The organism is Nocardiopsis coralli, from assembly GCF_014892575.1.
GTDB classification, from domain to species: Bacteria; Actinomycetota; Actinomycetes; order Streptosporangiales; family Streptosporangiaceae; genus Nocardiopsis; species Nocardiopsis coralli.
The window spans coordinates 112004-135546 of record NZ_JADBGI010000001.1 but is presented as its reverse complement, the minus strand read 5'-3'; the positions used below and the strand labels follow the sequence as shown (position 1 = coordinate 135546).

Here is a 23543-nt window from a genome sequence, read left to right as displayed (position 1 = left end):
CGGTTTTCTTCACCACCCCCAAGTTGTCAGATTCGGCCCCGTGGGGCGTGCTGTCCTGCTGAACGACGGCACGCTGACACTGCTGCTCCAACACTTCGTCGGAGAGCGGATCGTCGTCGGTCGACTGGCGCAGCAAGTGGTGCCGGGGGAGGACGCGCCTCGGGGGCCTCTCTCGCGGACGGAGGGACCGGTTCTTGTGCGTGACGTGGATCTGGCGGGGGAGCACAGCGCCCGTACGTACGTGCGCGCTCGGTCCGTTATCTGTCTCGACGCGGTTCCGGCGGCTGTGGGCGAGGAACTCCTCTCTTCACGTACACCTTTGGGCGTACTGCTGAACAAGCACCGCGTCGGCATTTTCCGCCAGCTCTCTGGCGTCCGGACGGGAACCCCGTTGGAGGGGGAGGGAAGTGCGTGGACGTCGAGAACGTCTTTCCTCTCGATGGGCCGCGTCCCGTCGATCACGCTCGTGGAGGCGTTTCCCGACGATGTTCTCCTCGACCTGGACGCGGCCGTCAGGAATCCCTGAGCGATGGAGCCCGACCACCCATACCAACGAAGGGCAGGAACAGTATGCGTCATTCCGCTTATGAGAAGTCTGGTGTGCGTGTCTATGACGGTGAGCAGTTGGACGTCCTAGAGAAGATCGTCGCCGGTCTGGAACGGATCGCCTCCCGGTTCGGTCCCACCCGCCTGAACGTCCCACCGCTGATCCCCGAATCGGTCCTTGACCACACCGGGTATCCAAAACTCTTCCCCCACCTGGTCGGCGGGGTCGCCACACCGTCGGACAGGGCCGAACATGGGCTGATGCTAACCTCAGCCGCCTGTCACCACGTCTATCCCCGCATCGCCGACTCCATGGTGGACGAATCCGTTTTCCACACAGTGGACGGTTACTGCTTTCGCAACGAGGGCGAAGTGGAACCGGGGCGGCTGCGTAGTTTCCGCATGTACGAGATTGTCATGGTCGGTGGGGAGGAGGAGTGTCGTTCCTGGAGGGATTCGCTGTTGTGGGAGTCCCAGGAGTTCCTTGGCGGGTTTGGTATCGACACTGGGTCGCAAGTCGCCTCCGACCCCTTCTTCGGTCGTCCGGGGCGGCTGCTGACCAACGAGCAGACGGACAAGAAGCTCAAATGGGAACTCCTGGCCGAGGTTCACCCGGGGTACAGCCAGGCAGTGGCGTCCTTCAACCACCATGAAGTGCATTTTGGTTCGGCCTTCGGAATCCGAAGGCCGAACGGAGAATACGCGCACAGTGCGTGTGCCGCCTTCGGCCTCGACCGTCTGTTGCTGGCCCACACCCGCCGGAGCTAGCACGAGATTCGTAATTCGTTGTGTACTAGTCTGTGGTCGTGGTGGATGATGTCTCAACACACGACGTTTCAGCGTGGCGCGCAGGGTTGGACGAACTGTTCGACCGCCTCGCTGGGTGCTTCGGCCGGGTGGAAACACGCAAGTGGGCCAGGGCGGGCTCTGACCTTGCCGGCGTCGGGGTCGGTGATCTGCTCGTGCAGGGTCAGCGCGGAGCACAGGTCCAAGACCTGTGTCCAGCACGAGACCGTGGCCCGGTTCACGTTCATGAGTCGGCCAAGTGCGAAACTGCACATTAGAAGCGCATCGCCCCTTCGAGGGGTAGCAACAGCATCTCCGGGGTGGAGAACCGCTCGTCGCTGGGGCCTCATCGCCCCCTACGGGGGGGTAGCAGCGCGTGCGCCTGCCAGTACGGCATGACCGTGCACTTGGCCTCATCACCCCTGTGATGGGTAACGACCCGAGGAGGTCGGACTGACCGTGGCCTCCTCGCGTGTCCTCATCGCCTCTGCGAGGGATAGCAACGCGCTGGCCTGGTACAGCAGGGTGCCTCAGTGAGGCCCTCATCGCTCGTGTGACGAGGCCGTGTCAGCACCGGCGCGCAGGTGGGTACCTCACGTGTTGAAACGAGCGGGGTACCCACCTGCTTGCCCGGAGTGGATCACGCCCTGGCGAAGTCGGTGATCATGCGTTGGACCCGTTCTGCTTGGGGGAAGACGAGCCAGTCCCAGGCGCTCTTCTCGGTGCCTATCCACGTGGTCAGGCACCGTCGGAAGAACTGGGACGGTGCGCCGGTAGCTTGGCCGATCCAGTCCTGGCGGGGTGTGCCCAGTGCCAGGTAGGAACGCTGGTGCTCCTGGACCAGCTGGTGTGCTGAGGCTACCCAGTCCGGACACTCGTGCATTGCAACGGGTGGGGGGATCTGATCGAGGAAGGCTTGGTGGTCGCGGTCGGTGGCTACGACGTGGACGTGCGTGTGGTCGTAGCAGGCTCCGCCCTTGTTGCGGAAGTCCAGGCTGCCGTGTTCGAAGACGAGGCTTCGCAGGCCCGTACGCCGGCGCACGAGCTCGGTGACCTCGTTGATGAGGGAGCGCAGGTCGGCCCGTTCGGCCTCGTCGAGCCATCCGACCGACAGGGTGTGGCGTTTGGACACGATCAGCAGGTACCAGTCCGTCAACGCTCCGATACAGGGCATAACGACGAAATGGTTGCTCTCGTGAAGGATGTAGTCCGACCGTGAACGAGCCAGACCGAGGTCGAAGAAGAGGTTGGAACTGGCCTGTCCGTTGAGCTCGTGGCAGAAGGTGCAGATGTCGTCGAAGGTGGTGCTCATCGGCCTTTCTCCGTTCAGAAAAGCGTCGGGGACACGGTCGGTGCCGTCTCGGATGCGGGGTGCAGGCGCCGCCCGACCAAGGTGCTCAGGTCGGCGCAGTAGCGGGCGGCGCCGGGGGTGGGGTCGGTGCTGAGCAGGGCCACGGGGCCGCTGGCGCCGTGGATGTGGATCCGGTGGCTGCCCGTGGTCAGCTGGTCCGGGTAGGCGAGCACGGGGGCGGCCTCCAGTACGGTGCCCGCGCACGCGGGGCGAACCCAGGCTTCGGGATCGGAGAACACCTGCGCTGCGCTTCGGTCGGCGGTGATGTCGGCGAGGTAGGAGGTCACCTGGGCCGAGAGCGCGCCCAGTTCCTCGGTGAGGGCGGTCGGGTCGATCTTGTTCTGTAGGCCTCGGACCTTGCGCGTGGAACGCACCTGTTGGGTGAGGTGGAAACGTTCGGAGACGGCCGTCTCCAGTGCTCGCACGGCGATGCCGTCGTCGGTACGTGCGACGTAGAGGGCCGCGGCCGGGCCCTGTTCGGCCAGGCGGCTGCGCCTGCGTGACTCGGCCGCGGTACCGACCTTGGCGGTTCCGTCGGCAAAGATGTCCAGGTAGAGCCAGTGCGGCTGCTGCAGGTACTCACGGATGTTCTCGGGCAGGGCAGCCGGGTCAGAGTGGGCCTGGTGCGCGGCGAGGAAACCCTCGGAGTACTGGCAACGACTGCACTGGCGGCCGCGCTCGAGGGTCTGGGCCCGCTCGCACACGCGGTGGGTCGCCTGCGGCCCGGTCAGGTCGAACCACCCGACGCAGTGCTTCCGTTCGTCCTCGACCTGGAAGGTGTGCTCGCCCAGCAGGGGCACGAGCCGGCTGCCTGCTTCTTCTCCGGGGCCGGTGATGCGCAGTCGCGGGACGTCGGGCTCGCTCCAGTCCAGGCCGAGCAGGGTCACGGGGGCGTCGAGGTTCATGTCAGGCTCCGGTTCAGGACGGTTTCGATGTCGTGCAGGCACCGTTGGCGCCGGGTGGCCACGGGTGTGCTGCGTTCGGCGTAGAGGCCGTGGGCGTGGGTGCCGTTGAGGTTGTCGGTGACGATGTGCAGGTAGGAGAAGCCGATCCCGGCCTCGGTGGCGGCCTGGGCCATGTGTCCGATCTCGGGGTCGACGACGTCGGTGTCGAGGCGGTGGGTGTCCAGCCAGGTGCGGGTTTCGTCCATGACGCTGGAGAGAGTGGCGTGGCGGACACCCGGGCGCACACTGGGCGGCGCCGACGTGAGGTCGAGGAAGCTGTTCCACGCCAGAGGTCGGTCGCGCAGGCGTGTCGTGGTTCCGGTGACCACGAGCGTGTTGGGCACCATGTCGGGGTGCAGGCCACCGAGTTTGCCGACGTAGAGCACACCGGAGGTGCGTGTGCGTTGGGCCAGGACCGAGACGAGGTCGCCGGCCAGGTCGCCCCAGAAGCTGAATTCGCAGCCCAGCATGAGCACCGTCGCCCCGCCGACACGGACAGCGCGCCACCCGAAGCCGGGGCGGTGGGTCCACTCACCCTGGTTCTTCCACAGGGCTTCGACATACCCCAGGACGACCAGATCGGCGGTGGGCAGTTCCGCGGGGAGCCAGTGGTCGACGAACGCGCGTCCGTGGCCTTCGGCCGGCAGCTCGAGGTCCACGCGCTCCTCGGGGAGCCCGGACAGCAGGCAGGCGCTGCGCAGTAGTTCGGCGTAGTGGTGGATGTAGTCGTGGCCGGGCGGGGCGACGCAGTGCAGGACCTCGCCCACCTGGGTGAAGTAGGGGCGGCGCCAGTTGAACCGTTTGCCCTGGCGTTTTTCTCCGCCCTGCAGGAACGACAAGCCGCGGTTCGGGTAGACCCACGCCCTGCCGTGAGCGGCGGTGAGGCGTTCGGTGGGAATCTTGGGCAGCACGTAGTCGGCCAACCGCTCACCCATGGTGTGTTCGGACGGTGCGACGGCTCGGCGCGCGGTGATGGTCATGGTCTGGGCTCCTCGGAGAGCAGGTCCACCAGTTCTGCGGTGGGGTCGTCGGCCGCGAGGGTGCGCACGGGGGCTCTGTGCTCGTGCAGCAGGTCGGCCATGAGTCGGGCCGTGCGGCTCTGGTAATCGGCGAACGACCCTGGGCTGGTGGTGGCCTGGTTCGTTAGGAAGGCCCCGTGTTCGGAGGGTTTCGCGTTGCCGCTTCTGCGCTGCGCGGCGACCGCTGTGGACGTGGGGAGCCAGATCACCCGGTCCGGCTGGGGGAGGGCGGAGAAGACCCGCTCGGCCAAGGAGATCAGGGCCGCGTCGCCGGAGAGCGTCATACGGGCCAGGTGCTTGAAGTGCCAACCATCGACGACCACCGTCCGGCCCTGGGTGACCGCGGGGGCGACATGCGTGACGTGGAAGAGCTCGTACCAAGCGGCCAAGGTGTGTACCCAGTACCGGCTCGGATAGGTCCACACGGGTTCGGCGTGGTCGTAGCTCCAGGTGAGATGGTGCATCGTCGTCAGGCGTTCCTCCGCCCACGGAGAACTACTCGGGGGGCGGGCGTCCTTGCGCACGAGGGTTGCGTTCGGGTGCCGGTCGGCCAACTGGGTGAGCAGGTGGCTCTTGCCCGCGCCGTCGATGCCTTCCAGGGTCCAGAACTCACCCATGGGCACCTCGCACCGTCAGCCCGGCCTCGCGAAGGTTGATGGCCAAGTGGGACAGCAGCCCCGAAGCCAAGTAGACCTCCCGGGTGCCGGACCGAGTCAGGCGCTCGACGAACTCGGACAGGTGTTGGTGTTCTTCGCGGGCGACGGAGACGTCCAGCAAGAGCGGCCCGGGTGGGATGTCGACCGCGGTGGAAACGATGGTGTTCAAGGGTGGTGCCTCGGTGGGTGCGTCCCACGCCGAGAGTGCAGGAACAGTGCTGCGCAGGTTCTGCGGGCTGAGGCCGTACCGGGAGGAGTACTGCAGCTTCATACCGAACGGCCCACCGTGCTGTTGGCAGAGCGCATCGAGTGCACTTCTGTGCTCGCGGATCCATTGGGCCACGGTGGCCAGCTGCCAGTCGTCCACACGTGTCGACTGCTCGTAGTGGCCGATGGCGGGGGAGTGGAAGCGAGCCGGCTGCAGCCCGCTCTCCGGCGCATCGATTGCGGAGCGCTCGGGGTAGAGATGCAGGACCAGGGGGGTGAGCCGGTTGTCCAACTCCCAGATTCCGGGAACGAGCTCGGCGACCGTCCTGTCGGTGTATACGGCCAGCTCCACGGAGCACGACACGTGTTCGTAGGGCTGGATCACCAAGGACAGGTGCGCGGGTAGCCGACGAGCCCATGCATGGACCTCGCCGGGTGTGGCTCCGATCAGGCGGGGCAGGTTGCGCTCTTCGTAGGTAGAAGCCCCGCGGGCGACCAGCCGCGTGGCTTCACCGAAGAGCTGCTCCAGTTCCCCGGCGGAGACTCTGCGCGCTTCGTCGAAAACGTGGACGGGCACTCGGAGCAGCCCGTGGCGCCGGAGTGTCGCGACAGCCTCGCTCTTGCCCTGAGCGCTCATGCTGCCCACCCCGCGAGGGGACGCGTGACCGGCCGGACCTGAAGCACGACCACGGTCGCCCCGGTCCATGCCCACTCCACATCCACCTCGAAGCCGAAGTGCTCGCTCAACTGTGAACACAGGGATCCGAGCCTGCGTACCAGCGCCAGGTTCGGCAGCATGTCCTGCTCCCAACGCGCCGTGATGTGGCGGTCGGTCGCTCCAGCACGCACAGTCGGTCTGGTGCCGGAGGTGATCCCGTCAGGGGCGGAGGAGGCCTCGACTGACAGATGCCTCGCACCGTAGAAGGCCACCCCGTACAGCGGGGCTTCCACCTGCTGTTGAACCAGGATGCTGCCGTCCTCGACAGGGGCTTCGGGGCCGAGTGGCAACAGCTCATGCGTGATGGCCTGGAGCAGAGCAGCGGGGTCGGCCGGACAGTTGAGAAGCGAGACGGTGCGGCCGGCATGTGCTGTATGGAGCAGGTCTTCGCCCGCGCTGGTGCGCACTACGACTCGCTGGGGGCGGTAGAGCTCGATCCACGTGTTGAGTGCTCGGGCGGGTTCGTCTGGGGACGAGGTGAGGTCGGTGGGGTTCAGGCACAGCCCTGGGGGCACCGGCAGGCCGAGGAGCGCCACTTCGCTCAATCGGGCCGCCTTCATCCCCCACTGTTGGGGATCGAGGACGTGCGATGACAGGTCGGTGGCCATCAGTGGTTCCTCCCGAGTCGTGGATCGGTATGGCCGAACTGGTCCTTGGGTGGCATGCCGTTGCCCATATGGGTCGAGGGCAGCCGGTGGGGAGTACCGCGCAGCGCGCGCGGTATGAAGGTGCGCAGCGGTTCGCCGCTGCCCATGAGGGCGCGGACCACACGGATGAGGGCACGAGCCAAGCGCTGGTCGTAGAGGTAGATGAGGCCGGCATCTGCCCCGACACCGGTGAATTGGCGGATCAGGATCGTGCCCGAGGCGTAGACGTCCACCTCCGGCAGGGAGCAGGTGGTTTCCAGAGGCCGCACCGTGTCGGTCGGCACCGCCTTGACGCGTTGACCGGCCCTGACACGGCTCTCCATCTCTTCGGCCAGGTAACGGCCCCACGGCGACAGGGGCGCCGGGCTGATCCAGAGCACGTGGGTGCGGCGCCACCGGGGCGGGCTGAGAGCCGCCGTTTTCTCGCGCCGGGCCCAGATGCCTTGCTGGACCGTCAGGTGCTCCCCGGCTCCTGCCCGGTCGCCCCGGTACCAGCAGCCCCACGCGGTGTTCGGCTCAGGGGGAGCGCTGGTGCGGCGCACGATCCGTGTGGGCATGCCGTCCAGGTGCGCTCGGCTACAGGCGTGTTCGTGGGCTCGGGCCGCATCCTTGCCGATCAGGTGCTGACCGTTCCGTGCTGCCTCGTTAAGCAGGTCGAAGACCGTGCGCGGAGGGCCTGCGAACATGTGTTCCAGCACGCTCGGTGTAGAGAACAACGCGGGCTGGTCCCGGGAGCGGCGGATCCGGTCGTGTTCCACCAGGCTAGTCAGGGTCCGGGAGGAGATTCCGGTGTGGGTGAGTACGTCGTCGAAGCTCATTCCACTGGGTTGGCGCACGGTCAGCAGGGTGGCTCGGGTTGCGAGGTGAGAGGCCATGGTCATCGTCCGAGGTCGTGGTGGAGAGAAAGGGCCGGTCGGCGGCGTGCTGCTTCCCCAAGCGATCCGCCGACCGGCAGGGCGCCGCTGGAACGAGGGGAAGCGGCGCCCGGTCTGTGGTCAAAGAGGTGCCACCACCAGGGTGAGCAGTGCTGTGGCGATGGAGCGGATGGTCGGTTCGTGCTCGGGCAGCTCCTGGGGGTTGCCGGGCAGGGAACCGAGTAGACGCGCGCGCAACTGGAGAAGGTGCAGCGAGTTGAGCCCCAGCTCCGGCAGAGGACGCTCCCGGTCGTGCTGGCCCACATCGACGGCGGCCAGGTCGGCCACGTGCTCATGCACCACGTCGAGCACCGCTTGATCCTGATCCGAGCCCTCCATGGTCTGGAGGCGCTCGAACCAGCTCGCGGCCACGGGGGCCTCGGTCCACCGCGCGAGCGGCAGGTCCAAGGGTGGGTGCGGCTGGGAGGGCCACTGCACGGGCAGGCCGCGGATGTAGGCGCTGGCTGCCGCTCCCGCCAGACCGCCTACCTCGTTGGCCGGGTCCGAGGCCGCGGTCACCCTCATCTCGAGGTGGTGGCGGGCTCGCGTGTCCGTCATGGCCGGGCCGAGGACCGGGCGTGGTGAAACCTCCACCACCAGGGTCGGACTACTGCGTGCTGCGGACAGGAGGGCTTGTTCGAGCCGCACCGGGCGGCGTAGCTGCCGGCCCCAGTACTGCGCGGTCAGGGCCGAGCCTTGAAGCCGCTCTGCCTCGACGGTCGAGACGAAGTCGATGTGGCCGGCTCCGGGGCGGATCCGTCCTCGGAGTTCATACGTCAGGTCCTGCATGAGCGGGGCGACGAGGCGGCTGTGCGCCGGGGGAGCGCCGGGGAGCCGCTTGGGTGCTGCGGCGAGGTGGTCCAGCTCTTCTACCAGTCCGACCAGGTCGTCGTGGGAGCCGGCGAACACGTAGTGGGTGGGCCCGTTGTGGCAGGCGACCTCCACGCGGTGGCGTCGGGCCAGGTCTCGGGCCGTGTGGGCGTGAACGCGGGCGGCGACCATGCCGCCCCGGTGCGCGACCTGGTGCAGCAGGCGGGATCGGGTGCTGACCAGACGCGCGGCCTCCGTCAGGGAGAGGATGCCTGCGGTGTGGGCTGCGGCGGTTTCGCCGAGCGAGTGGCCAACCACCGCGTCCGGGTACAGGCCCCACCGCTCCTGGAGCGTGCGGGCCATCGCGGTCTGCATCACCCACGTGGCCTGATGGGTGGCTGCCAACCCGACCGCGGGTTGTTTGACCGGGTGCCACAGGTCCGGGCCGTGCACCTCCAGCGCGGCGCGGGCCTGGTCGACGAAGTGGGCAAACAGACCGTCGGTGAGGTAGAGGTCGCGGCCCATCTCGGGGAAGGCGGTGCCGTGGCCGCCGAAGACCCACACCACCCGGGGCTGATGACTAGGTTCGACTGGGCCTGACAGGTTCGGGTGTGGGCGCCTTTCGGCCAGCGCCTGCAGGGCGCTGGTGATCTCGGGTGTGGTGGTGGCGGTGATGGCTGCGCGGGCTCTCGTGGGGTGGTCGCGGCGCCGGGCGGCGTGGTCGGCCACCTGGCCCGGGCAGGGCTGGTCGCGCTCCACGGCCCGGGCCCAGATGCCGGCCAGAGCATGCAGCCGTTCGGGGGTGTGCTCGGCCAGCGCTACCACGGCAGCACCGGAGGAAGCAGGGCTCTGCTGACCCGTGGAAAAGCGCTTCCTCTTCGGAGCGCGTCGCAGGATCGCGTGTGCGAGGGCGCCGCTGAAGCCGAAGGAGGACACCCCGACGTGGGAACCGGGTAGGGCCCCGGCGCGTGTGGGAACGCGCAGCCCTTGCTGTTCCACCCGACCCGGAGCGCGCGTGTGCCCCGTGGTCCGGGGCACCGTCGCGTGGTGCAGGCTCAAGGCGGCGGCGATGACGCTCGTGAGCCCGGAAGCGGCCTCCGAGTGTCCCCACAGCCCTTTGACCGATCCCACAGCCAAGGGTTGCTCTGTGCTGCGGCCGAAGGCCTTGGCCAGTGCTTGGGTCTCGGCCCGGTCGCCGGCGGTGGTTCCGGTGCCGTGCGCGAGCACGTAACCCACCGAGCTCAGGGGAACGCGTGCCTCAGCGTAGGCGCGTTCCAGCAGGGCCGCTTGGGCGCTGGAGCGCGGCATGCCCGTGCCCGCCGAACGCCCATCGGCGCCGACAGCGGTGTGTTCGATGAGGGCGTAGACGCGGTCGGCCCCGGCCCGGGCGCTCTCGAAACGGCGCAGCACAACCGCTACGACCGCTTCGCCACGCACGTACCCGTGGGCGTCAACGTCGAACGGGCGGCACAGACCGTCCCCGGCCAAGACCCCGCCCTCGACGAACGCGCGGGTGATGACGGGGTTGGCAGCGGTGTTGGCGCCGATGACGATCGCCGCCTCCACCCGGCCTGACCGGATGTCGCGCCGCGCAGCGTCCAGCGCATACGCCGAGGCGGAACAGCTCGTGTCGAAAGAGGTCAACGGCCCCTGAGTGTCGAACGCGCGGCTGACGGGGGTGGCGAGCATGCCTGCCCCGCCGGCGGCGATGTCCACCAGCCGCGGTTGGGCATGGTCGGTGAAGGTGTGGAGCGCTTCGTCGGGCGAGGCCGTGCCCACGTACAACCCGGTTTCCGGCCCGGCCAACGCCGACGGGGCCAGACCGGCATCGGCGACGGCCTCGACCACTACCTGCAGGATGAGGCCCTGGGTGGGCGAGAGGTGGGCGCCCTCTCCAGCGGGCAGACCGAACGCGCCCATATCGAGGCTGCCGTGTTCGGGCAGATCCAAGTGGGCGACCGGCCAGGGCTCTTCGGCGCGGTCCTGGGAGTGCAGGCGCCCGACCATGCTCTTCCAGCGGGCCTCGGGGTAGCGGCTCGTGGCCGGGACACCGTTCCGGAGCGCCTCCCACACTGCGGTCGGACCACGCAGGTCCTGCCGGTCGGCACCTGCGGGTAGGCGGGCCCCGATGCCGGTCAGGGCCACCGAGCTGGGGGAGGGGCGGCTTGTCATCGGCCTACCCCCTGCCACAGGGCCACCGACCCGACCCGGGAGATTTTCACCCGGTCGAATCGAGCGAGCGCGTGCTGCAGGTCGGTCAGGGAGTCCTGGTAGCAGGAGAACAAGCCGATCTTGTTCAGAACGTTGAGGCCGATGCGGCTGCGGCGGGTGTGCGGGATCCCCTCGGCCAGGACCGTGGCGCCCGCGAACGTCCCGCCGGGGCGGAGTACGTCGGCGATGTGATCGAACACTGGCTCCTTGTCGGCAATGCTGCGCCCGGGCAGGCAGTGCAGCACCATCGACATCACCACCGCATCCACCGAGTCCTCGGCCAGCGGGAACGGCTCAAGCGCATCGGCCAGATGGGGGACGGGGGCGTAGCGTTCCAAGCGCTCGGAGGCGGCGCGGAGCGATCCGGGGAAGACGTCGAGCAGGTGGAGATTCAGCCCCTGTCGGTCGGCGCGGTCCAGGTGGGCGCCGTTGGCGGGGCCGATCTCCAACACGGTGTCGTTGTCGCAGATGGCGTTGAGGTACAGGCCGGTGACGTGGCGGACGTGGCACCGCCACAGCAGCTTGTAGGTGCCGTGCACGACGAGTGGGTCGTACCAGTCGCGGATCGCGCGCCGGTTCCACCAACGTGCCATCGACGAGGGTGTGGTGGGGCATTGTGACATGGCCATGCTCCAAGGGGGTGGGGGCAGGTCAGGGGCGGGTGAGGGAGGAGAGGTAGTCCTTGGCGGTGTGGGGATCCTGGAGCCAGGCGTAGCTGCGGGGATCGTCGAGACCGCCGACGAACCGGTCGGCCACCCTCTGGTCGTGGGTAGCCGCGCCCAGGACCTCGGCCAGGTGGGGCGGGGCCTCTGGTGCCCAGATGAGGTCGAGGACCTCGCTGAGGCCGGTAATGGCTCGTCCCATGCCGGCGAAGGGGAACTCAGGGCAGGGGGTGCCTTGCCACAGGCCCTCGAATGTCTCGGTCATCCACGCCGGGCTGAACGCGCCCGTGTGGGCGAGGATGCGGGAGAGGTAGTGGGAGGCGCTGGCGATCGCCATGTTCTGTGCCTGGGCTGCCACCGGGTCGTCGGTGGCGATCACGGCCTCGGCCATCCCCAGCACGAGTCCGCCTGAGGGCAGGTGCCCGACGGGGTTGCGTACGTGCGGGGCGTAGGAGTGCAGGCTTACGTCCTGCTGCTCGGGAACGGGGCCGGCGTCTTCGATCCGCTCGAAGAGCGCGGGCGCGTGCTGGCGGGTCAGTTCGGCCATCCGGCGCCAGATGTCGTCCCGGCCGGGGCGCTCGGGCCAGGCATCCATCGGCCCGCCGGACGAGCCCATGAGCTGAAGCACGTGTTGCGGGCCCGAGTCGACCAGGACGGGCGAGAGGATCGCCCGGATTTCGGGGGAAGAGGCCACCTCCGCGTGGTCGCTGACCACCGGCTCAGGCAGGTAGCCCGGGGGCGCCCCAGGTGGCGGGCCGACCACGTGCCGGTCGGCGGCCTCGGTCTCGGCCACCCCCGTCAGGATGGCCTGGGCCACGGCACGGCGGGCGGGCACAGGAGCGTTGGAAGCGGGGGCGAAGAGCGCGCTGAGTTCCCCGTGGCCGGTGGCCAAGATGACCAGGTCGTACATGCGCCAGAAGAACTCGAGGTCACTGATGGTGATCCCGCTGATCACCACTTTCGCGCCGCGGTCCTCGGCGAACTCCAGCCAGTCGGCGCTCTTGACCCGCCGGTCCACGGATACCCCGTAGGTCGCAAAGGCCGATTCCACCGTCATCGCCGATGCGCCCGGCGGGTGCAGGTGCACTCGCGCCCCGCTGATGCGTGGGGCCAGGTGCTCCCACATGGCAAGGCCGCTCACCTGCTCGTGCGCCAGAGCCGTGGGCAGGGTGAAGTGCGTGATCGCCGGACGGTGACTGTAACGGATGTCGTGGCTGCTGGCGGCGTTGATCAGGGTGACGTCGTAGGAATGGTCGAGCAGGCCGTGGGCGAGTAGGAGCCCGGCGGGGCTGGCTCCCACGATGAGGATCTTGGTCATGGCATCTCCGCGGGCACGACAGGGGAAGAAGGGGCGGGGGTGCGGCAGGACTGGTGGACGACGTCGCGCACCGCGCCGAACACGGCGGCGCGGTGGTGCACGTCGCACAAAGTGACCTGTTCCTGGGGCAGGCCGAGTTGGCCGGTCAGGGCGTCCAGGTCGGGGCCGGGGCCATTCCGGTGGTCCACGACCACCTGCACCGGCAGGCAGTGGGACCGGGCGAACCTCAGGCGCGGAGTCTCCTGGCCCCAGGCGCCGGGGGTGGTGACGACCAGGGCTGCGATGGCCTCGCGTGCTGCCTCGTCCCAGAGCAACTGCCAACGTTCAGGCACGGAAACACTCAACAGGCATAGCTCGGTCTGAGGCAGCGGGAGCGTGGCCATGGACAGCTCGACCTGCCCAGGGGTGTGCGGAAGGACCTGCTCACGCACCGTCACCAGGCTCGCCGGGTTCAAGGTCTCGACGAATGTGCGCCGTTCCCGATGCTGACCCAGCACGAGGATCTTGACCGAGGTCAGCGCCGGGTCGTAGGGGGTCGGGGCGAACTGGTCGCGGATGCGCTCGGCGGTCCCGGCGCCCAGACCCCGACTGATGCGAGCCGCGCCAGCCTGCAGTAGTGCATTCACCGCCACCCTGGCGGCACCACGCGTCAGGCCCAGGCGAACGGCGATCTCCAGCAGAGTGAGTGAACCCCGAGTGGAGACCGAGATCTCAAGCCAGACCTCGCGTGAGTGCGCGGCCACAGGACAGGTCGGTGCCGGAACGGTCCCGGTGGCGCGAACGAGCGTGTGGTCGCTCAACACCGGTGCGAGGTCGCGAGCAGGCCTGTATGGGTGAGGACGGGTCACTTCACGGCTCCCGAGAGTGGGCTGGGCAGTTCCAGGAGCTCGCCGTGCTCGGGCAGAAGAGGGTGGACCCGATCAGCGAGCCGGGCCGTCCGGTAGGAGAGCTGGCCCGCGTTCTGCTTCTTGTGCGCGCCCACGGCGAGCCAGCCCGCACCGTGCACCGGTGAGACCACCCAGAACCCGTCACCGAAACGCACGACGATCGTGTCGACGCCCCGCCGCTCCAGCTCGTGGTCCGCCCATCGCGCGGTCACGGCAATGCCGTAGGCCGTGCCGGCGAACCGTTCAGCGGTCTCCTCGTCGAGCGCGCCTCCGAGCGAGACCAGCCGGCCGTCGAAGGAGACCACGACGACCTCAGCTGCGTGCTCGTGGGCGAAATCCTGCACCTGTGTGTGGAGCGCGTCGGCTCTGCCCGCATGGGGGGTCTGCGAACTCATAGCTCCAACCCTGGCCGCCCGGTAGGGGCGGTTTCTATTCCTGACGGAATAACATTCATTCCTGCAGGAATAGATTTCCTGGGTGAAATGGTGTACGGCGATCACGTCGCGCTACGGTGGCCATATGACCCCCCACGTCACTGTCCGCCCCACCCGTTCTCGCTGTTGCTGCGCTGATTCCGGGTGCCTCCGGTGAGCGTCCGGCCCCGGTGCGGCAACTGCGGCCGGCCCCGGACCGGCACGAGGACGCGTTGTGCCTGCGTGCCTGAGCGCGTGTGGGCCCTGGCCGAGACCCGAGCCGCGGTGGATTCCCAAGACGTCGGCCGCCTGCTCGGTGTTCTCCGTGAACACACACCCTTGTCGCAGATGGCCTTGGCGTGCATGAGCGGCCTGTCGCAGTCGAAGGTCTCCAAGCTGCTCACCGGGTCCCAGCCTCTCCGGGGCCGTGAACGGATCGACGCGGCCCTGGCCGGACTCGGCGCCGACGGGCAAGCCCCGACGAACACCCCCTCCACGACCCTCGACCTGGAGCAATGCGCCTCCGACCTGGCCTTGCTCGACTCGGGATACGCCCGCCACTCCTCCACCGTGCTGCTGGCCCGCGCCGGGCAGATCCATGGCCGCCTCCTCGAACCCGATGGGCCGGACCCGGCCGTGATCGGGGTGCGTGCACACTCGGCGCGCCTGATGGGACAGCTCATCTGGGATGCCTCCCAACGTAGGGACGGCTCCGGCGCGATCACCTACCTCGACGAGGCCGCCACACTCGCCCAGGCCGTGGGCGACCACGAAGTTCAGGCTGACGCGCTCCTGCGCAAGGCATTCATCCCCCTCTACGGGCCCCGACCCGACCCACACCAGGCACTGGTCGCCGCACGCCATGCCATGTCCGCAGCCCGCGATGCTCCCACCCGCGCCGTGGCGGCCCTGCACGTGGCCGAAGCCCACGCCCGGCTCGACGCGCCCTACGACACCGACCGCCACCTGGCGGAAGCTGACAACCTCGCTCACCAGGACCCCGACCTGGACGCCCAGTCCTGGATCGGGCGCCGCGACCGCATCGCCGGATCAGCCCACCTCGCCCTCGGCCGGTACCAACGCGCTCAACACCTGCTCGAAGAGGCCGTGCCCCTGCTCGCCGACCGCCCCAAATCGCAGGGACTGGTGTGCGCCAACCTCGCGCTCACTCACGCCCGCCAACGCGAGCTCGACGGTGCCGTGAACGCCCTGCACCAGGCGATGGACACCGTTCGCGCCACGCGCGCCGGAGGGGCCACTACTCTTATCGCCGCCGCCATGCGCGAGCTGCGCCCCTACCGCTGCGAGCCCGCAGTCGACGACCTCCAGGACCGCGTCATCGACCTACTCACTGGATGAGGCCATGAACACCGACATCATCGACGAGAAGAACGCGCTGCGCCGCCGGGTGTGGGAACGTCTCGACGAGGCAGGCATCGGGCGGACGGGTCCGGTGACCGGGAAGATCCCGAACTTCACCGGAGCCGGCGAAGCAGCCTCCCGCCTCTCGGAACACCCGAGGTGGCGAGGCGCCGGGGTGGTCAAGGCCAACCCCGACAAGGCCCAGCACGAAGTGCGCACATCCGCGGTCAACGAGGGCCGTCTGCTGTACATGGCCGTGCCCAAGATCGCCGGGCACGACCCCTTCTACCTGGTCGACCCCGCGGACCTGGGCGGAGTGAGCCCGGATGAAGCGGTCACCGGGCGCGGCGCGGCCGAGCACGCACCCCGCACCCGCCCTGAGCTGATGCGGTCGGTCGATGTCATCCTGTGCGGCAGCGTCGCAGCGAGCACTGACGGCGTGCGCATCGGAAAGGGCGCCGGTTACTCCGACATCGAGATGGCGCTGCTCGCCCACGCCGGGCTGGTCACCGACGACACCCTCATCGTGACCACGGTCCACGACCTCCAGGTCCTGGACGAACCCATCCCGGAAAGCGGTCATGACGTGTCCGTGGACCTGATCATCACCCCCACCCGCACGATCACTTGTCCGCCGCGGCGTCGGCCCTCGAGTATCCACTGGTCCACCATGCCTGAGGAGAAGATCCAGGCCATCCCCGCGCTCGCCGCTCTTCGCTCCCAGCAGCAGGGGACAAGGGCCTCCTCATGAGCACTGATCTATGTGGCCACTGCGGGCTTCCTCGAACCGGCACGCGCGTTCATTGTGCCTGCGTCCCCGAGCACGTCTGGGGTATGCCCGAAGTGCGGAGGGCCGTTGTCGACCGCGACGTGGGCGAGCTCCTCAGGGCGCTGCGCAAGCACACGAGCCTGCCCCAGACCGCGCTCGCGCATATGGCCGGAATGACGCAAGGCACCGTCAGCAAGCTGCTCTCAGGGCATACCCGCTACCAACACCAGGGTCGCATCGACGCGGCACTGTCGGGCCTCGGCGCCCGAGTCGGTCAACGCGAACCGCAAAGATGTTCTCCGACAGTAATCGACCACGACGAATTTCCCGGTACTCCCGTTGAGGCGGTTCGTCACGCGCAAATCCTGTGGCGACGCGACCTCGGCGGCTCGTCACACACGAACCTGTCACCCTTGTCATCAGAGCAGCTGACTACCGCCTCCTTGCGCTGGCTCATCGACCGACCGAGCCCCATTCCCGAAGCGCGCGCAGCGGACGGGCGGGAAGTGAGCCACGCCCATGTGGACGCAATCGAGCGCACCTGTGACATGTTCACGGCCTTGGACCACGAATTCGGTGGCGGGCATGCCCGCACCGCGGCCGTGCAATACCTACACAGCGAAGTCGGTCCTCTGCTCCGCGGTAACTATGCACCGGATACGGGCCGACGGCTCTACGCCGCTAGCGCCCGCTTGACCGCGAAGGTGGGAGCCACGGGTTACGACGCAGGGCTCCACGCATTGGCGCGCCACTACTTCATGCAGTCGATGGCGCTGGCCCACGCGGCAGGCGATCGTGCGATGGGAGCCAAGGCACTGGCGCTCCTGAGCCACCAGGCGAATCTCCTCGGCGAGGCTCACAGCGCCGTTGACCTGGCTCGCACTGCTCAGGCCGGGACGGCCGACAGCGCAACCCCGGCCGTCCGTGCCATGCTCGCGGCGATGGAGGCACGCGGACGGGCGACACTCGGTGATGCCTCGGGCGCTACTCGCGCGCTACACGAGATGGAGCAGGCCTTCCACCACATCGGCCCCGAGGATCCGAGTTGGATGGGCTACTTCGATGGTTCAGAGGTTGCCGACGAGTTCGCACACTGCTTCCACGACCTGGGCTACGGCGCCACGGCAATCGATCATGCTCAACTTTCCGTGAAGCTGGCACCGGAATCTCTCCGCCGAAGCCGTACCTTTGCTGCGCTCGTCAGTGCGAGTGCACATCTTCGTATGGCCTGTCCAGACCCGGAAGCTGCATGCGCGCTGGCTCGTGCGGCCATCACCGATGCTGGGCATCTACGGTCCGCACGTGTACGCGCATACATCACCCGGCTCCGGTCGGACCTGGCCCCCTACGCTTCGTCGCGCCATGTCCGCGAGTTCGACGAATTCCTCTCCGAGGCACCTGTGGCCCAGGCATGATCAACCCCCCGGAGACCACGCATGGCGTGCTGATGGATCCTCCAGGGAGGAGATCCTCCGTCGTGCTTCGGTCAGAAGGTGAGGCTCCCGCCCCGTACGAGAGCTGAGCCAGCAGATCATCCGCAGCTCTCGCGCAGTCGCGAGTACCTCGAAACCGGACCACTCCCGGATGTCCCACCCGTACGCCTGCACGAACTGCTTGTACTCGTCGTCGCTGTACCACCCGACCCGCCAATAGACCGCCGGCACGATCACGTCCCACTCGCGCGGCCCGACGCTCACGCGCTCGAGGTCCAACAACACCGGGGGTCGGTCGCTCGACTGCTGAATGTTCTTCCGATGCGCGTCGCCATGGACCGGGCCCGGTGGAAGGGCGGGGCTCACCTCTCCTATCCGCCGAAGCACCTGCTGCACCTGTCCGAGCAAGTAGTCCTGCTCCTCTTGGTGCAGTGCCGACTGGGAAAGGTAGCTCTCCACTCCGGAGAGCGGACGCAGCTTCGGTAACGCCGGTACCACAGGCTCGGGCACTTGGTGCAAGGAACGCAGAGCCGCTCCGATCGCGGCCGGCGAACCAGGTTCCAGGTCGGACAAGTACCCCCACACAGTGATGGCGCGGCCTTGCACGATCTCCGGGCGCGAAGAGTGCGCCCGGACCACGTTGACACCATTGGCGGCCAACCAGTGAGAAATGTCCAGCTCGTGTTGAGCGCGTTGCTGTGAGCCGTCGCTGATGCGCAGGACCACCCCCTCCTCGGGCAAGTGCACCGTGGCGTTCTCGCCGACAGGGCCCAGGACGCGTGCTTGATGAGGTGATTGCGCTCGAGAAGAAGCGAAGGTTGCGGCGAGTTCGAGGGCGTGGGCTTCGTTCAGGTCAGACACGCAAGCACGCTACGTGGTGTTCTTCTCGACGAACAGGTGGAGTCCCCGACGACCCCCGAGAACGGAGGCGCTCGAACTACTCCGGCTCGTGGTCTCTGGCGACGCCCGTAATGAAAGCTGCCCACTCCTCGGAGGGGAAGGCCAGGAGTTCCGGGGCATGGTTCTGAGTGTCACGTACCTGGACGATGCCGCCGTCTCTTCGGCACTCCACGCAGTCCTGATGGGCGCCACCGCTGTATGAGGACTTGCCCCACTCCGTGTCAATCATGGTGATTCACCCTCGCCAACTCCTCTTGCAGGACCCGCAGCGACTCTTGTGGGGAGAGCGCTACGGCCTGCACGTCACTGAACAGGACTCGGAAGCGGTGCACCGCCTGTGGGTCGTCCACCATACGACCCGCATAGGCCGACTCCACGTAGACCACCTCCGAGGCCGATGCGGAAGCTATCAGCTTGAAGGATCCGACGAGTCCGGCATGCCAGCCTTGGGTGACGACCTGGAGTGATACCCGTCCGGTTTCGATCATCTGCACCACGTGAGTGAGCTGCTCCGTCATCAGAGCAGGGTCGTTGCCAGGGCGACGGGTCAAAGCCGTTGCATCGAGCACCGCTCGGTACATCGAACTGGATGCAGCGAAGTGACGTGCTCGAGCCATGCGGGCCTGCACGCTCGACTCCGCTTCGTCCGGCGTTACCCAAGGGGAGAAGGTTCTCACCGCGGCCAAGGCGTAGCTCTCGACCTGGAGAAGTGAGGGGAACAGGTCCGTCTTGACCTCCATGATTGAGGCGGCTTGACGCTCCATCTCGCCGAGATCTCCGAGCCACACCGGCTCCCCATCACCGCTGAGTTGGGCCCAGAACGTGCTGAGACGGCCGTTGGCGGAGAGGTTCCTGTCCAGGTCTGAGATTAGCCGCAGATCGGGTGTGCGCTCGCCCCGTTCGATATTGCCGATGTGCCCCTGGCTCACGCCGACCTGCTTGGCCAATCGAGCCTGGGTGTAGCCGCTCACCCTGCGCTGGCGGCTGAGCTCCCGACCGAAACGAGCGTTCATCTCTGGCAGGCGGTCAGTCATGCCTTCAGGGAAACACAGATTATTTCAGAGAGCCATAGGTCTATTCGTTCTACTTCCCAATGCCACATTCCCTGTGCTTGCGCTGTAACCGCGCTCATTCTGGCCACACGTGAGCCCCGCGGCGGTTTGGGCCGCCCGGGGCACGGCCAACAGAAGGAGCTGTTGACAGTGTCCAACCTAGCGCAGCGCACTCGGTCGCGACGTGTGCGGCCCTTCGTTCAGCGATCGCCGAAACGCCCGGTCCTTGAGCTGAAGGGAAGGGAGTGATGGCCATGGCCGAGATCTGCACGGTTGATGACCGCGAGAGCTTCGATCGGTGGGTCCACTCCAGGAGAGCGACGGTGACCGTGGCCGATGAGGACTGGGGCCACGTGACGCTCGAAGCGCGATCCGACGGCCGGGGAGGAGCTTCGTCGCTCTGCCGTTACACGTACGCGCTCCCGCCGGCTCTCGCCCAGCGTCGGCGTGCGAACACCTTCGTCGTCGGGCTGGAACACTCAGCACAGGCGGGTGGGGAGTGCTTGCACGTTCGCCTCGTCCGCACGGGCTTTTCTGCCGGTACCGAGTCGTTGGCCCGGTACCAGGCCGCTCTCCTGGCGGCCGCGCAGGTGGAGCTGGAGCGCCGGAGGTGCGGAGCTACGTTCGCTTCCTTGAGTGCATACGTAGTGACCAGGGTCCTGGACTGGAAGGGCTGAAGGGGCGGCCTAGCATGGACCAAAGCGGTCCGTGCTCCGCTCCGGACTCAGGGGAACACGGACCGTGGGTTTTGTCCCTATCCCGGGATTATGCTGACGGGCGTGAAGATGACAGCGGGGAGCGGGGTCAGTGGCCAGGCTCTTCATTAGCAGGTGGCTGGCCCCTCTCCTGCCCATCACCTTCATCGGCAGTTGGCTGCCACTGCTTAGGCAAGACAACTGCGCTGAAATCTCCCTCTTTTGCCGCTTGCAGCAGCCCCGAGGGGCACGTGCCTGAAGCCGACGAGAAGTTCACGAGCCCGCGGAGGAAGGGCATGGACCCGACGGTGAAGTGGGCGTTGGAGAAGGACACCTCCGCGCCGGTGAAGAGGGCGTCGGAGAAGGACACCTTTCCGCCGGTGTCGGCCCCGTCGGTGAAGTGGGCGCCGAGGAAGGAGACCGTCCCACCGGTGAAGTGAGCCCTCGAGAAGTCACCGCCATCGAAGACGGTGCCAGTGAAGTCGTAGTTCTTTCCGCGCCAACGAGGCTCCTCGCGTAGGCGGTTGCCGATGATGCGGATGATGGTGTGACGAACCTCCCGCAGAGCGGCGAAGTCCAGATCGCGCTCGTCGTGGGATTGGGCCTGCTCGGCTGTGGCGTGGTCCGGCAGCGGTCCGGGTGCGGGTGTGTAGGGCACGCGCAGGTAGGCGCACAGCACGTCGATGACCATCTGGACCAGGTCGTCCCGGTCTTTGGGGGCTTCGTCAGCCAAGCGTGCCAGGGCGTGCACCCCGGCGAGGCGTACGGCGGCGCTGCCGAGTTTTTCGCTAGCGCTGTCGGAGGTGTCGGTGAAGCTTGCTTGCTTCGCGTTCTTCGCCGTACTCGGTGGTGCGCTGGCGTCGGTAGGAGATCACCAGCAGAGCCACACCGCCCAGGCCGGTCACGATCGCGAAGGCCCGGGTGGCGATCGCGTCCAGGTTCCTGGGAGTCAGTTCTTCGGGCGGTTGCCACTGGGGGTATCCAGCACCAGCCAGGCCAGCCCGGTCATGGCCGCGATTGCGCTCGCGGCGACGGTCCAGGCGGCCAGGATCAGCCAGAACAGTCTCACCGGAGAGGCGCGCGTCCAATGCACTCCGACGATCCCCGCGGCCAACAGCCCAGCACCCATTCCGCTAAGGCTACGCGCCCGACCTGGCCGGAAGTGAGCTCGAGCAGGTGCCAGACTGTCACTGCCAAAGGCCACAGCGCCACGCATGTGGCGAGCCCGCCAACGAGAATGGTTCCCCCAGGATATGGCGTGAAGCCGCCCCGCCAGTTGCCCACGCAGGTCGGTGATGAACTCCTTGAATCGTTGGCTCCTGGAACGGGGCCTTATTAGGCGTCGAAGGGTCACACGGCATTGCGCGGCGCAACGGTTCCTTTCGTCGCCGCGGCTCTCGGCGGCGCTGTCCTATCCCGAAACGAATGCTCGTTGGTAGCGCTCGAGGCCCGGACTGTGCAACTCAACCCGCGATGGCGCGCACTGCGGCGACGAGCGCGGACCGGTGGCTGGCGATCCGTGCAGCTGAGCCGTCGGGCTCGGCCGCGAGGCCCCGGAGGGCCGGCGAGGCGTTCGCCCACGACGTCGCGGTCGAGACGGTGAACGCCAGCATGTCGGCGGCGTCGCAGGTGTTGCCGATCACCCCGGCCTCCTGCGCCGCGGCGATCGCGGCGACCTTGGGGCGGTACTCCTCGATCTCCTCGCTCCCCACGTCGGATCGCTCGAGCTGTGCCCAGACCGTCAGACGCAGCGTCTGCGGATGCTCGAGGAGGTAGTCGAACATGCGTCCCGCGTAGTCGCCGAGGTCATCGGCGGTGAAGGGGACGGCGGCGACCAGATCTCGGAGGGCGTAGGCGACGACGATGTCGAAGAGTTCCTCCTTGTTGCCGAAGTGGGAGTAGATAGAGCGCTTGTTCGCCGACGCCGAGTCGGCGATCCGGTCGACCCGCGCGCCGGCGAGGCCGTACTGGGCGAATTCGAACAAGGCTGCGTCGAGGATGCGGGCCTTGGTGGCGCTCGCGTCGGGTGGCATGCCTCAAATGTATCGAAGGTAAGTAACCATCCAGTTCTTGACGGACGATGTACTGCGACCTACTGTGTAACGAACCAGATAGTTACAATCTTTGGTTCGGCACGCCGGGCCCGAGACAGGGGGTGCGCCATGAAGGCAATCGTGATGACGGGAGCGAACGAGCCCTGGCAGGTCCAGGAGGTCCCAACACCCACGGCCGAGCCGGGGCAGGTGCTGGTCAAAGTCCACGCATCGGGGATGTGCTACACGGACGTGTGGGCCACCCAGGGCGCTGGCGGGGATATCTACCCCCAGACCCCGGGCCACGAGGTCGTCGGCGAGATCGTCGAGGTTGGGGCCGGCGTGCACGGCCGCGAGGTCGGTGACCGGGTCGGCACCACCTGGGTGCAGCAGGCCTGTGGTCGCTGTGACTACTGCCGCCAATACCTGCCACTGACCGGCCAGACCGCGATGAACTGTCCCAGCGCGCGCACCACCGGCTTCGCCGCACAGGGCGGTCACGCGGAGTACATCGCGGTCGCCGCTGAGGGCACGGTGCTGCTGCCCGATGAGCTCGACTACGTCGACGCGGCCCCGATGATGTGCGCCGGCTACACCACGTGGAGCGGCATTCGCGACGCCAACCTGCAGCCGGGCGAGCGGATCGCCGTCATCGGCATCGGCGGACTGGGACACGTCGCCATTCAGCTGGCCAAGGCATCAGGCTTCGAGACCATCGCGATCACGCATTCGCCCGACAAGCACAACCTGGCCAATGAGCTGGGGGCCGATCACGTGCTCTCGAGCGGCCGGGAGCTGGCCGACCTGGGCGGGACGGACGTCCTGTTGGTCACCACCAATGCCTTCGACGCCGCTGAAGAGGCGATGGCTGGTCTGCGGCCAAGCGGGCGGGTCGTCCTGAGCGGGCTGGACTTCACCCAGCCGTTCGAGATCTCGTCGGAGGGCGTGCCGTTCCACATGATGCGCCAGCAGGTTATCGGGTCCACTCACGGAGGCCAGCACTACCTGAGCGAGGTCTTGGACTTTGCCGGCAAGGGCAAGGTCAAGCCGATCACCGAGACCTTCACTCTCGACCAGGCCAACGAGGCCTTCGACCGGCTCTCCACGGGCAGGATGCGCTTCCGCGGCGTGTTCACTCCGCAGAACGCCTGACTACCGGGGATCAAGCGCGGCTGTCCCGGCCCGCCGACGTCGGCGGGCCGGGACAGCG

The 23543-nt window shown here is 67.7% G+C and carries 26 protein-coding genes; 7 read left to right on the top strand and 19 right to left on the bottom strand.

Annotated features, from left to right (window positions below):
* The first annotated feature begins 40 nt into the window (after window positions 1-40).
* Window positions 41-526, top strand: coding sequence for a chorismate--pyruvate lyase family protein (locus IDM40_RS00645; RefSeq protein ID WP_193119876.1), 486 nt, complete (start codon window positions 41-43; stop codon window positions 524-526).
* Between the two features lie 74 nt (window positions 527-600).
* Window positions 601-1314 (top strand): class-II aminoacyl-tRNA synthetase family protein, encoded by a 714-nt coding sequence (locus tag IDM40_RS00640; protein WP_193119875.1) that lies wholly within the window; start codon window positions 601-603, stop codon window positions 1312-1314.
* 68 nt (window positions 1315-1382) lie between these two features.
* Here the strand turns inward: IDM40_RS00640 and IDM40_RS00635 are convergent, their stop codons facing one another.
* From IDM40_RS00635 to IDM40_RS00575, 13 genes are all read right to left on the bottom strand, one after another.
* Entirely contained in the window at window positions 1383-1580 is a 198-nt protein-coding gene (locus tag IDM40_RS00635) for a hypothetical protein (protein ID WP_193119874.1), read from the bottom strand.
* 392 nt (window positions 1581-1972) lie between these two features.
* Window positions 1973-2644, bottom strand: coding sequence for an HIT family protein (locus IDM40_RS00630; protein WP_193119873.1), 672 nt, complete (start codon window positions 2642-2644; stop codon window positions 1973-1975).
* Window positions 2645-2658: 14 nt separating this feature from the next.
* Window positions 2659-3588: a DUF2797 domain-containing protein gene (locus tag IDM40_RS00625; protein ID WP_193119872.1), complete on the bottom strand. Its 930-nt coding sequence runs from the start codon at window positions 3586-3588 to the stop codon at window positions 2659-2661.
* Window positions 3585-4607, bottom strand: a complete 1023-nt coding sequence (locus IDM40_RS00620) for a hypothetical protein (RefSeq protein ID WP_193119871.1) — start codon at window positions 4605-4607, stop codon at window positions 3585-3587. Before IDM40_RS00620 ends, IDM40_RS00625 begins: the two co-directional genes overlap by 4 nt.
* Entirely contained in the window at window positions 4604-5263 is a 660-nt protein-coding gene (locus IDM40_RS00615; RefSeq protein ID WP_193119870.1) for an AAA family ATPase, read from the bottom strand. Before IDM40_RS00615 ends, IDM40_RS00620 begins: the two co-directional genes overlap by 4 nt.
* Entirely contained in the window at window positions 5256-6146 is an 891-nt protein-coding gene (locus IDM40_RS00610; RefSeq protein WP_193119869.1) for a hypothetical protein, read from the bottom strand. Before IDM40_RS00610 ends, IDM40_RS00615 begins: the two co-directional genes overlap by 8 nt.
* On the bottom strand, window positions 6143-6835 hold the full coding sequence (locus IDM40_RS00605; RefSeq protein WP_193119868.1) for a pyruvate phosphate dikinase: 693 nt from the start codon (window positions 6833-6835) through the stop codon (window positions 6143-6145). Before IDM40_RS00605 ends, IDM40_RS00610 begins: the two co-directional genes overlap by 4 nt.
* Window positions 6835-7749 (bottom strand): DUF6879 family protein, encoded by a 915-nt coding sequence (locus tag IDM40_RS00600; protein ID WP_193119867.1) that lies wholly within the window; start codon window positions 7747-7749, stop codon window positions 6835-6837. The genes IDM40_RS00605 and IDM40_RS00600 overlap by 1 nt, the downstream gene beginning before the upstream one ends.
* 120 nt (window positions 7750-7869) lie before the next feature.
* Window positions 7870-10770 carry a type I polyketide synthase gene (locus IDM40_RS00595; protein ID WP_193119866.1) on the bottom strand — a complete coding sequence of 967 codons (2901 nt, stop codon included), beginning with the start codon at window positions 10768-10770 and terminating at the stop codon, window positions 7870-7872.
* Window positions 10767-11402: a class I SAM-dependent methyltransferase gene (locus tag IDM40_RS00590; RefSeq protein ID WP_235997174.1), complete on the bottom strand. Its 636-nt coding sequence runs from the start codon at window positions 11400-11402 to the stop codon at window positions 10767-10769. The genes IDM40_RS00595 and IDM40_RS00590 overlap by 4 nt, the downstream gene beginning before the upstream one ends.
* 58 nt (window positions 11403-11460) lie before the next feature.
* The gene (locus tag IDM40_RS00585) at window positions 11461-12789 is read right to left on the bottom strand and encodes a styrene monooxygenase/indole monooxygenase family protein (RefSeq protein WP_193119864.1); all 1329 of its coding nucleotides are present in this window, start codon (window positions 12787-12789) and stop codon (window positions 11461-11463) included.
* On the bottom strand, window positions 12786-13415 hold the full coding sequence (locus IDM40_RS00580; RefSeq protein ID WP_193119863.1) for a hypothetical protein: 630 nt from the start codon (window positions 13413-13415) through the stop codon (window positions 12786-12788). The genes IDM40_RS00585 and IDM40_RS00580 overlap by 4 nt, the downstream gene beginning before the upstream one ends.
* Window positions 13416-13633: 218 nt before the next feature.
* Window positions 13634-14071 carry a roadblock/LC7 domain-containing protein gene (locus IDM40_RS00575; protein ID WP_193119862.1) on the bottom strand — a complete coding sequence of 146 codons (438 nt, stop codon included), beginning with the start codon at window positions 14069-14071 and terminating at the stop codon, window positions 13634-13636.
* Between the two features lie 261 nt (window positions 14072-14332).
* Between IDM40_RS00575 and IDM40_RS00570 the strand changes: the two genes are divergently transcribed.
* The 3 genes from IDM40_RS00570 (at window position 14333) to IDM40_RS00560 (ending at window position 17635) form a co-directional block, all read left to right on the top strand.
* Window positions 14333-15448 (top strand): helix-turn-helix domain-containing protein, encoded by a 1116-nt coding sequence (locus tag IDM40_RS00570; protein ID WP_193119861.1) that lies wholly within the window; start codon window positions 14333-14335, stop codon window positions 15446-15448.
* Between the two features lie 4 nt (window positions 15449-15452).
* Window positions 15453-16202 carry a 5-formyltetrahydrofolate cyclo-ligase gene (locus tag IDM40_RS00565; RefSeq protein ID WP_193119860.1) on the top strand — a complete coding sequence of 250 codons (750 nt, stop codon included), beginning with the start codon at window positions 15453-15455 and terminating at the stop codon, window positions 16200-16202.
* Window positions 16203-16321: 119 nt separating this feature from the next.
* A complete protein-coding gene (locus IDM40_RS00560; RefSeq protein ID WP_193119859.1) occupies window positions 16322-17635 on the top strand; it encodes a helix-turn-helix domain-containing protein in 1314 nt (437 codons plus the stop codon).
* On the opposite strand, the gene IDM40_RS00555 is transcribed toward IDM40_RS00560, so the two are convergent.
* From IDM40_RS00555 to IDM40_RS00545, 3 genes are all read right to left on the bottom strand, one after another.
* Complete coding sequence (locus IDM40_RS00555; RefSeq protein WP_193119858.1) at window positions 17636-18514, bottom strand: phosphotransferase enzyme family protein; 879 nt, start codon at window positions 18512-18514, stop codon at window positions 17636-17638.
* A gap of 76 nt (window positions 18515-18590) precedes the next feature.
* Window positions 18591-18782, bottom strand: a complete 192-nt coding sequence (locus tag IDM40_RS00550; protein ID WP_193119857.1) for a DUF397 domain-containing protein — start codon at window positions 18780-18782, stop codon at window positions 18591-18593.
* Entirely contained in the window at window positions 18775-19587 is an 813-nt protein-coding gene (locus IDM40_RS00545) for a helix-turn-helix domain-containing protein (protein WP_193119856.1), read from the bottom strand. Before IDM40_RS00545 ends, IDM40_RS00550 begins: the two co-directional genes overlap by 8 nt.
* A 272-nt stretch (window positions 19588-19859) precedes the next feature.
* Here IDM40_RS00545 and IDM40_RS00540 point away from each other — a divergent pair, with 272 nt between their 5' ends.
* Entirely contained in the window at window positions 19860-20282 is a 423-nt protein-coding gene (locus IDM40_RS00540) for a hypothetical protein (protein WP_193119855.1), read from the top strand.
* Window positions 20283-20409: 127 nt separating this feature from the next.
* On the opposite strand, the gene IDM40_RS00535 is transcribed toward IDM40_RS00540, so the two are convergent.
* From IDM40_RS00535 to IDM40_RS00525, 3 genes are all read right to left on the bottom strand, one after another.
* Entirely contained in the window at window positions 20410-21033 is a 624-nt protein-coding gene (locus IDM40_RS00535; RefSeq protein WP_193119854.1) for a pentapeptide repeat-containing protein, read from the bottom strand.
* A gap of 216 nt (window positions 21034-21249) precedes the next feature.
* Window positions 21250-21429 carry a hypothetical protein gene (locus tag IDM40_RS00530; RefSeq protein WP_193119853.1) on the bottom strand — a complete coding sequence of 60 codons (180 nt, stop codon included), beginning with the start codon at window positions 21427-21429 and terminating at the stop codon, window positions 21250-21252.
* A 334-nt stretch (window positions 21430-21763) separates the two neighbouring features.
* Window positions 21764-22333 carry a TetR family transcriptional regulator gene (locus tag IDM40_RS00525; protein ID WP_193119852.1) on the bottom strand — a complete coding sequence of 190 codons (570 nt, stop codon included), beginning with the start codon at window positions 22331-22333 and terminating at the stop codon, window positions 21764-21766.
* A gap of 129 nt (window positions 22334-22462) precedes the next feature.
* Between IDM40_RS00525 and IDM40_RS00520 the strand changes: the two genes are divergently transcribed.
* The gene (locus tag IDM40_RS00520; protein ID WP_193119851.1) at window positions 22463-23485 is read left to right on the top strand and encodes an alcohol dehydrogenase catalytic domain-containing protein; all 1023 of its coding nucleotides are present in this window, start codon (window positions 22463-22465) and stop codon (window positions 23483-23485) included.
* Window positions 23486-23543 lie beyond the last annotated feature (58 nt).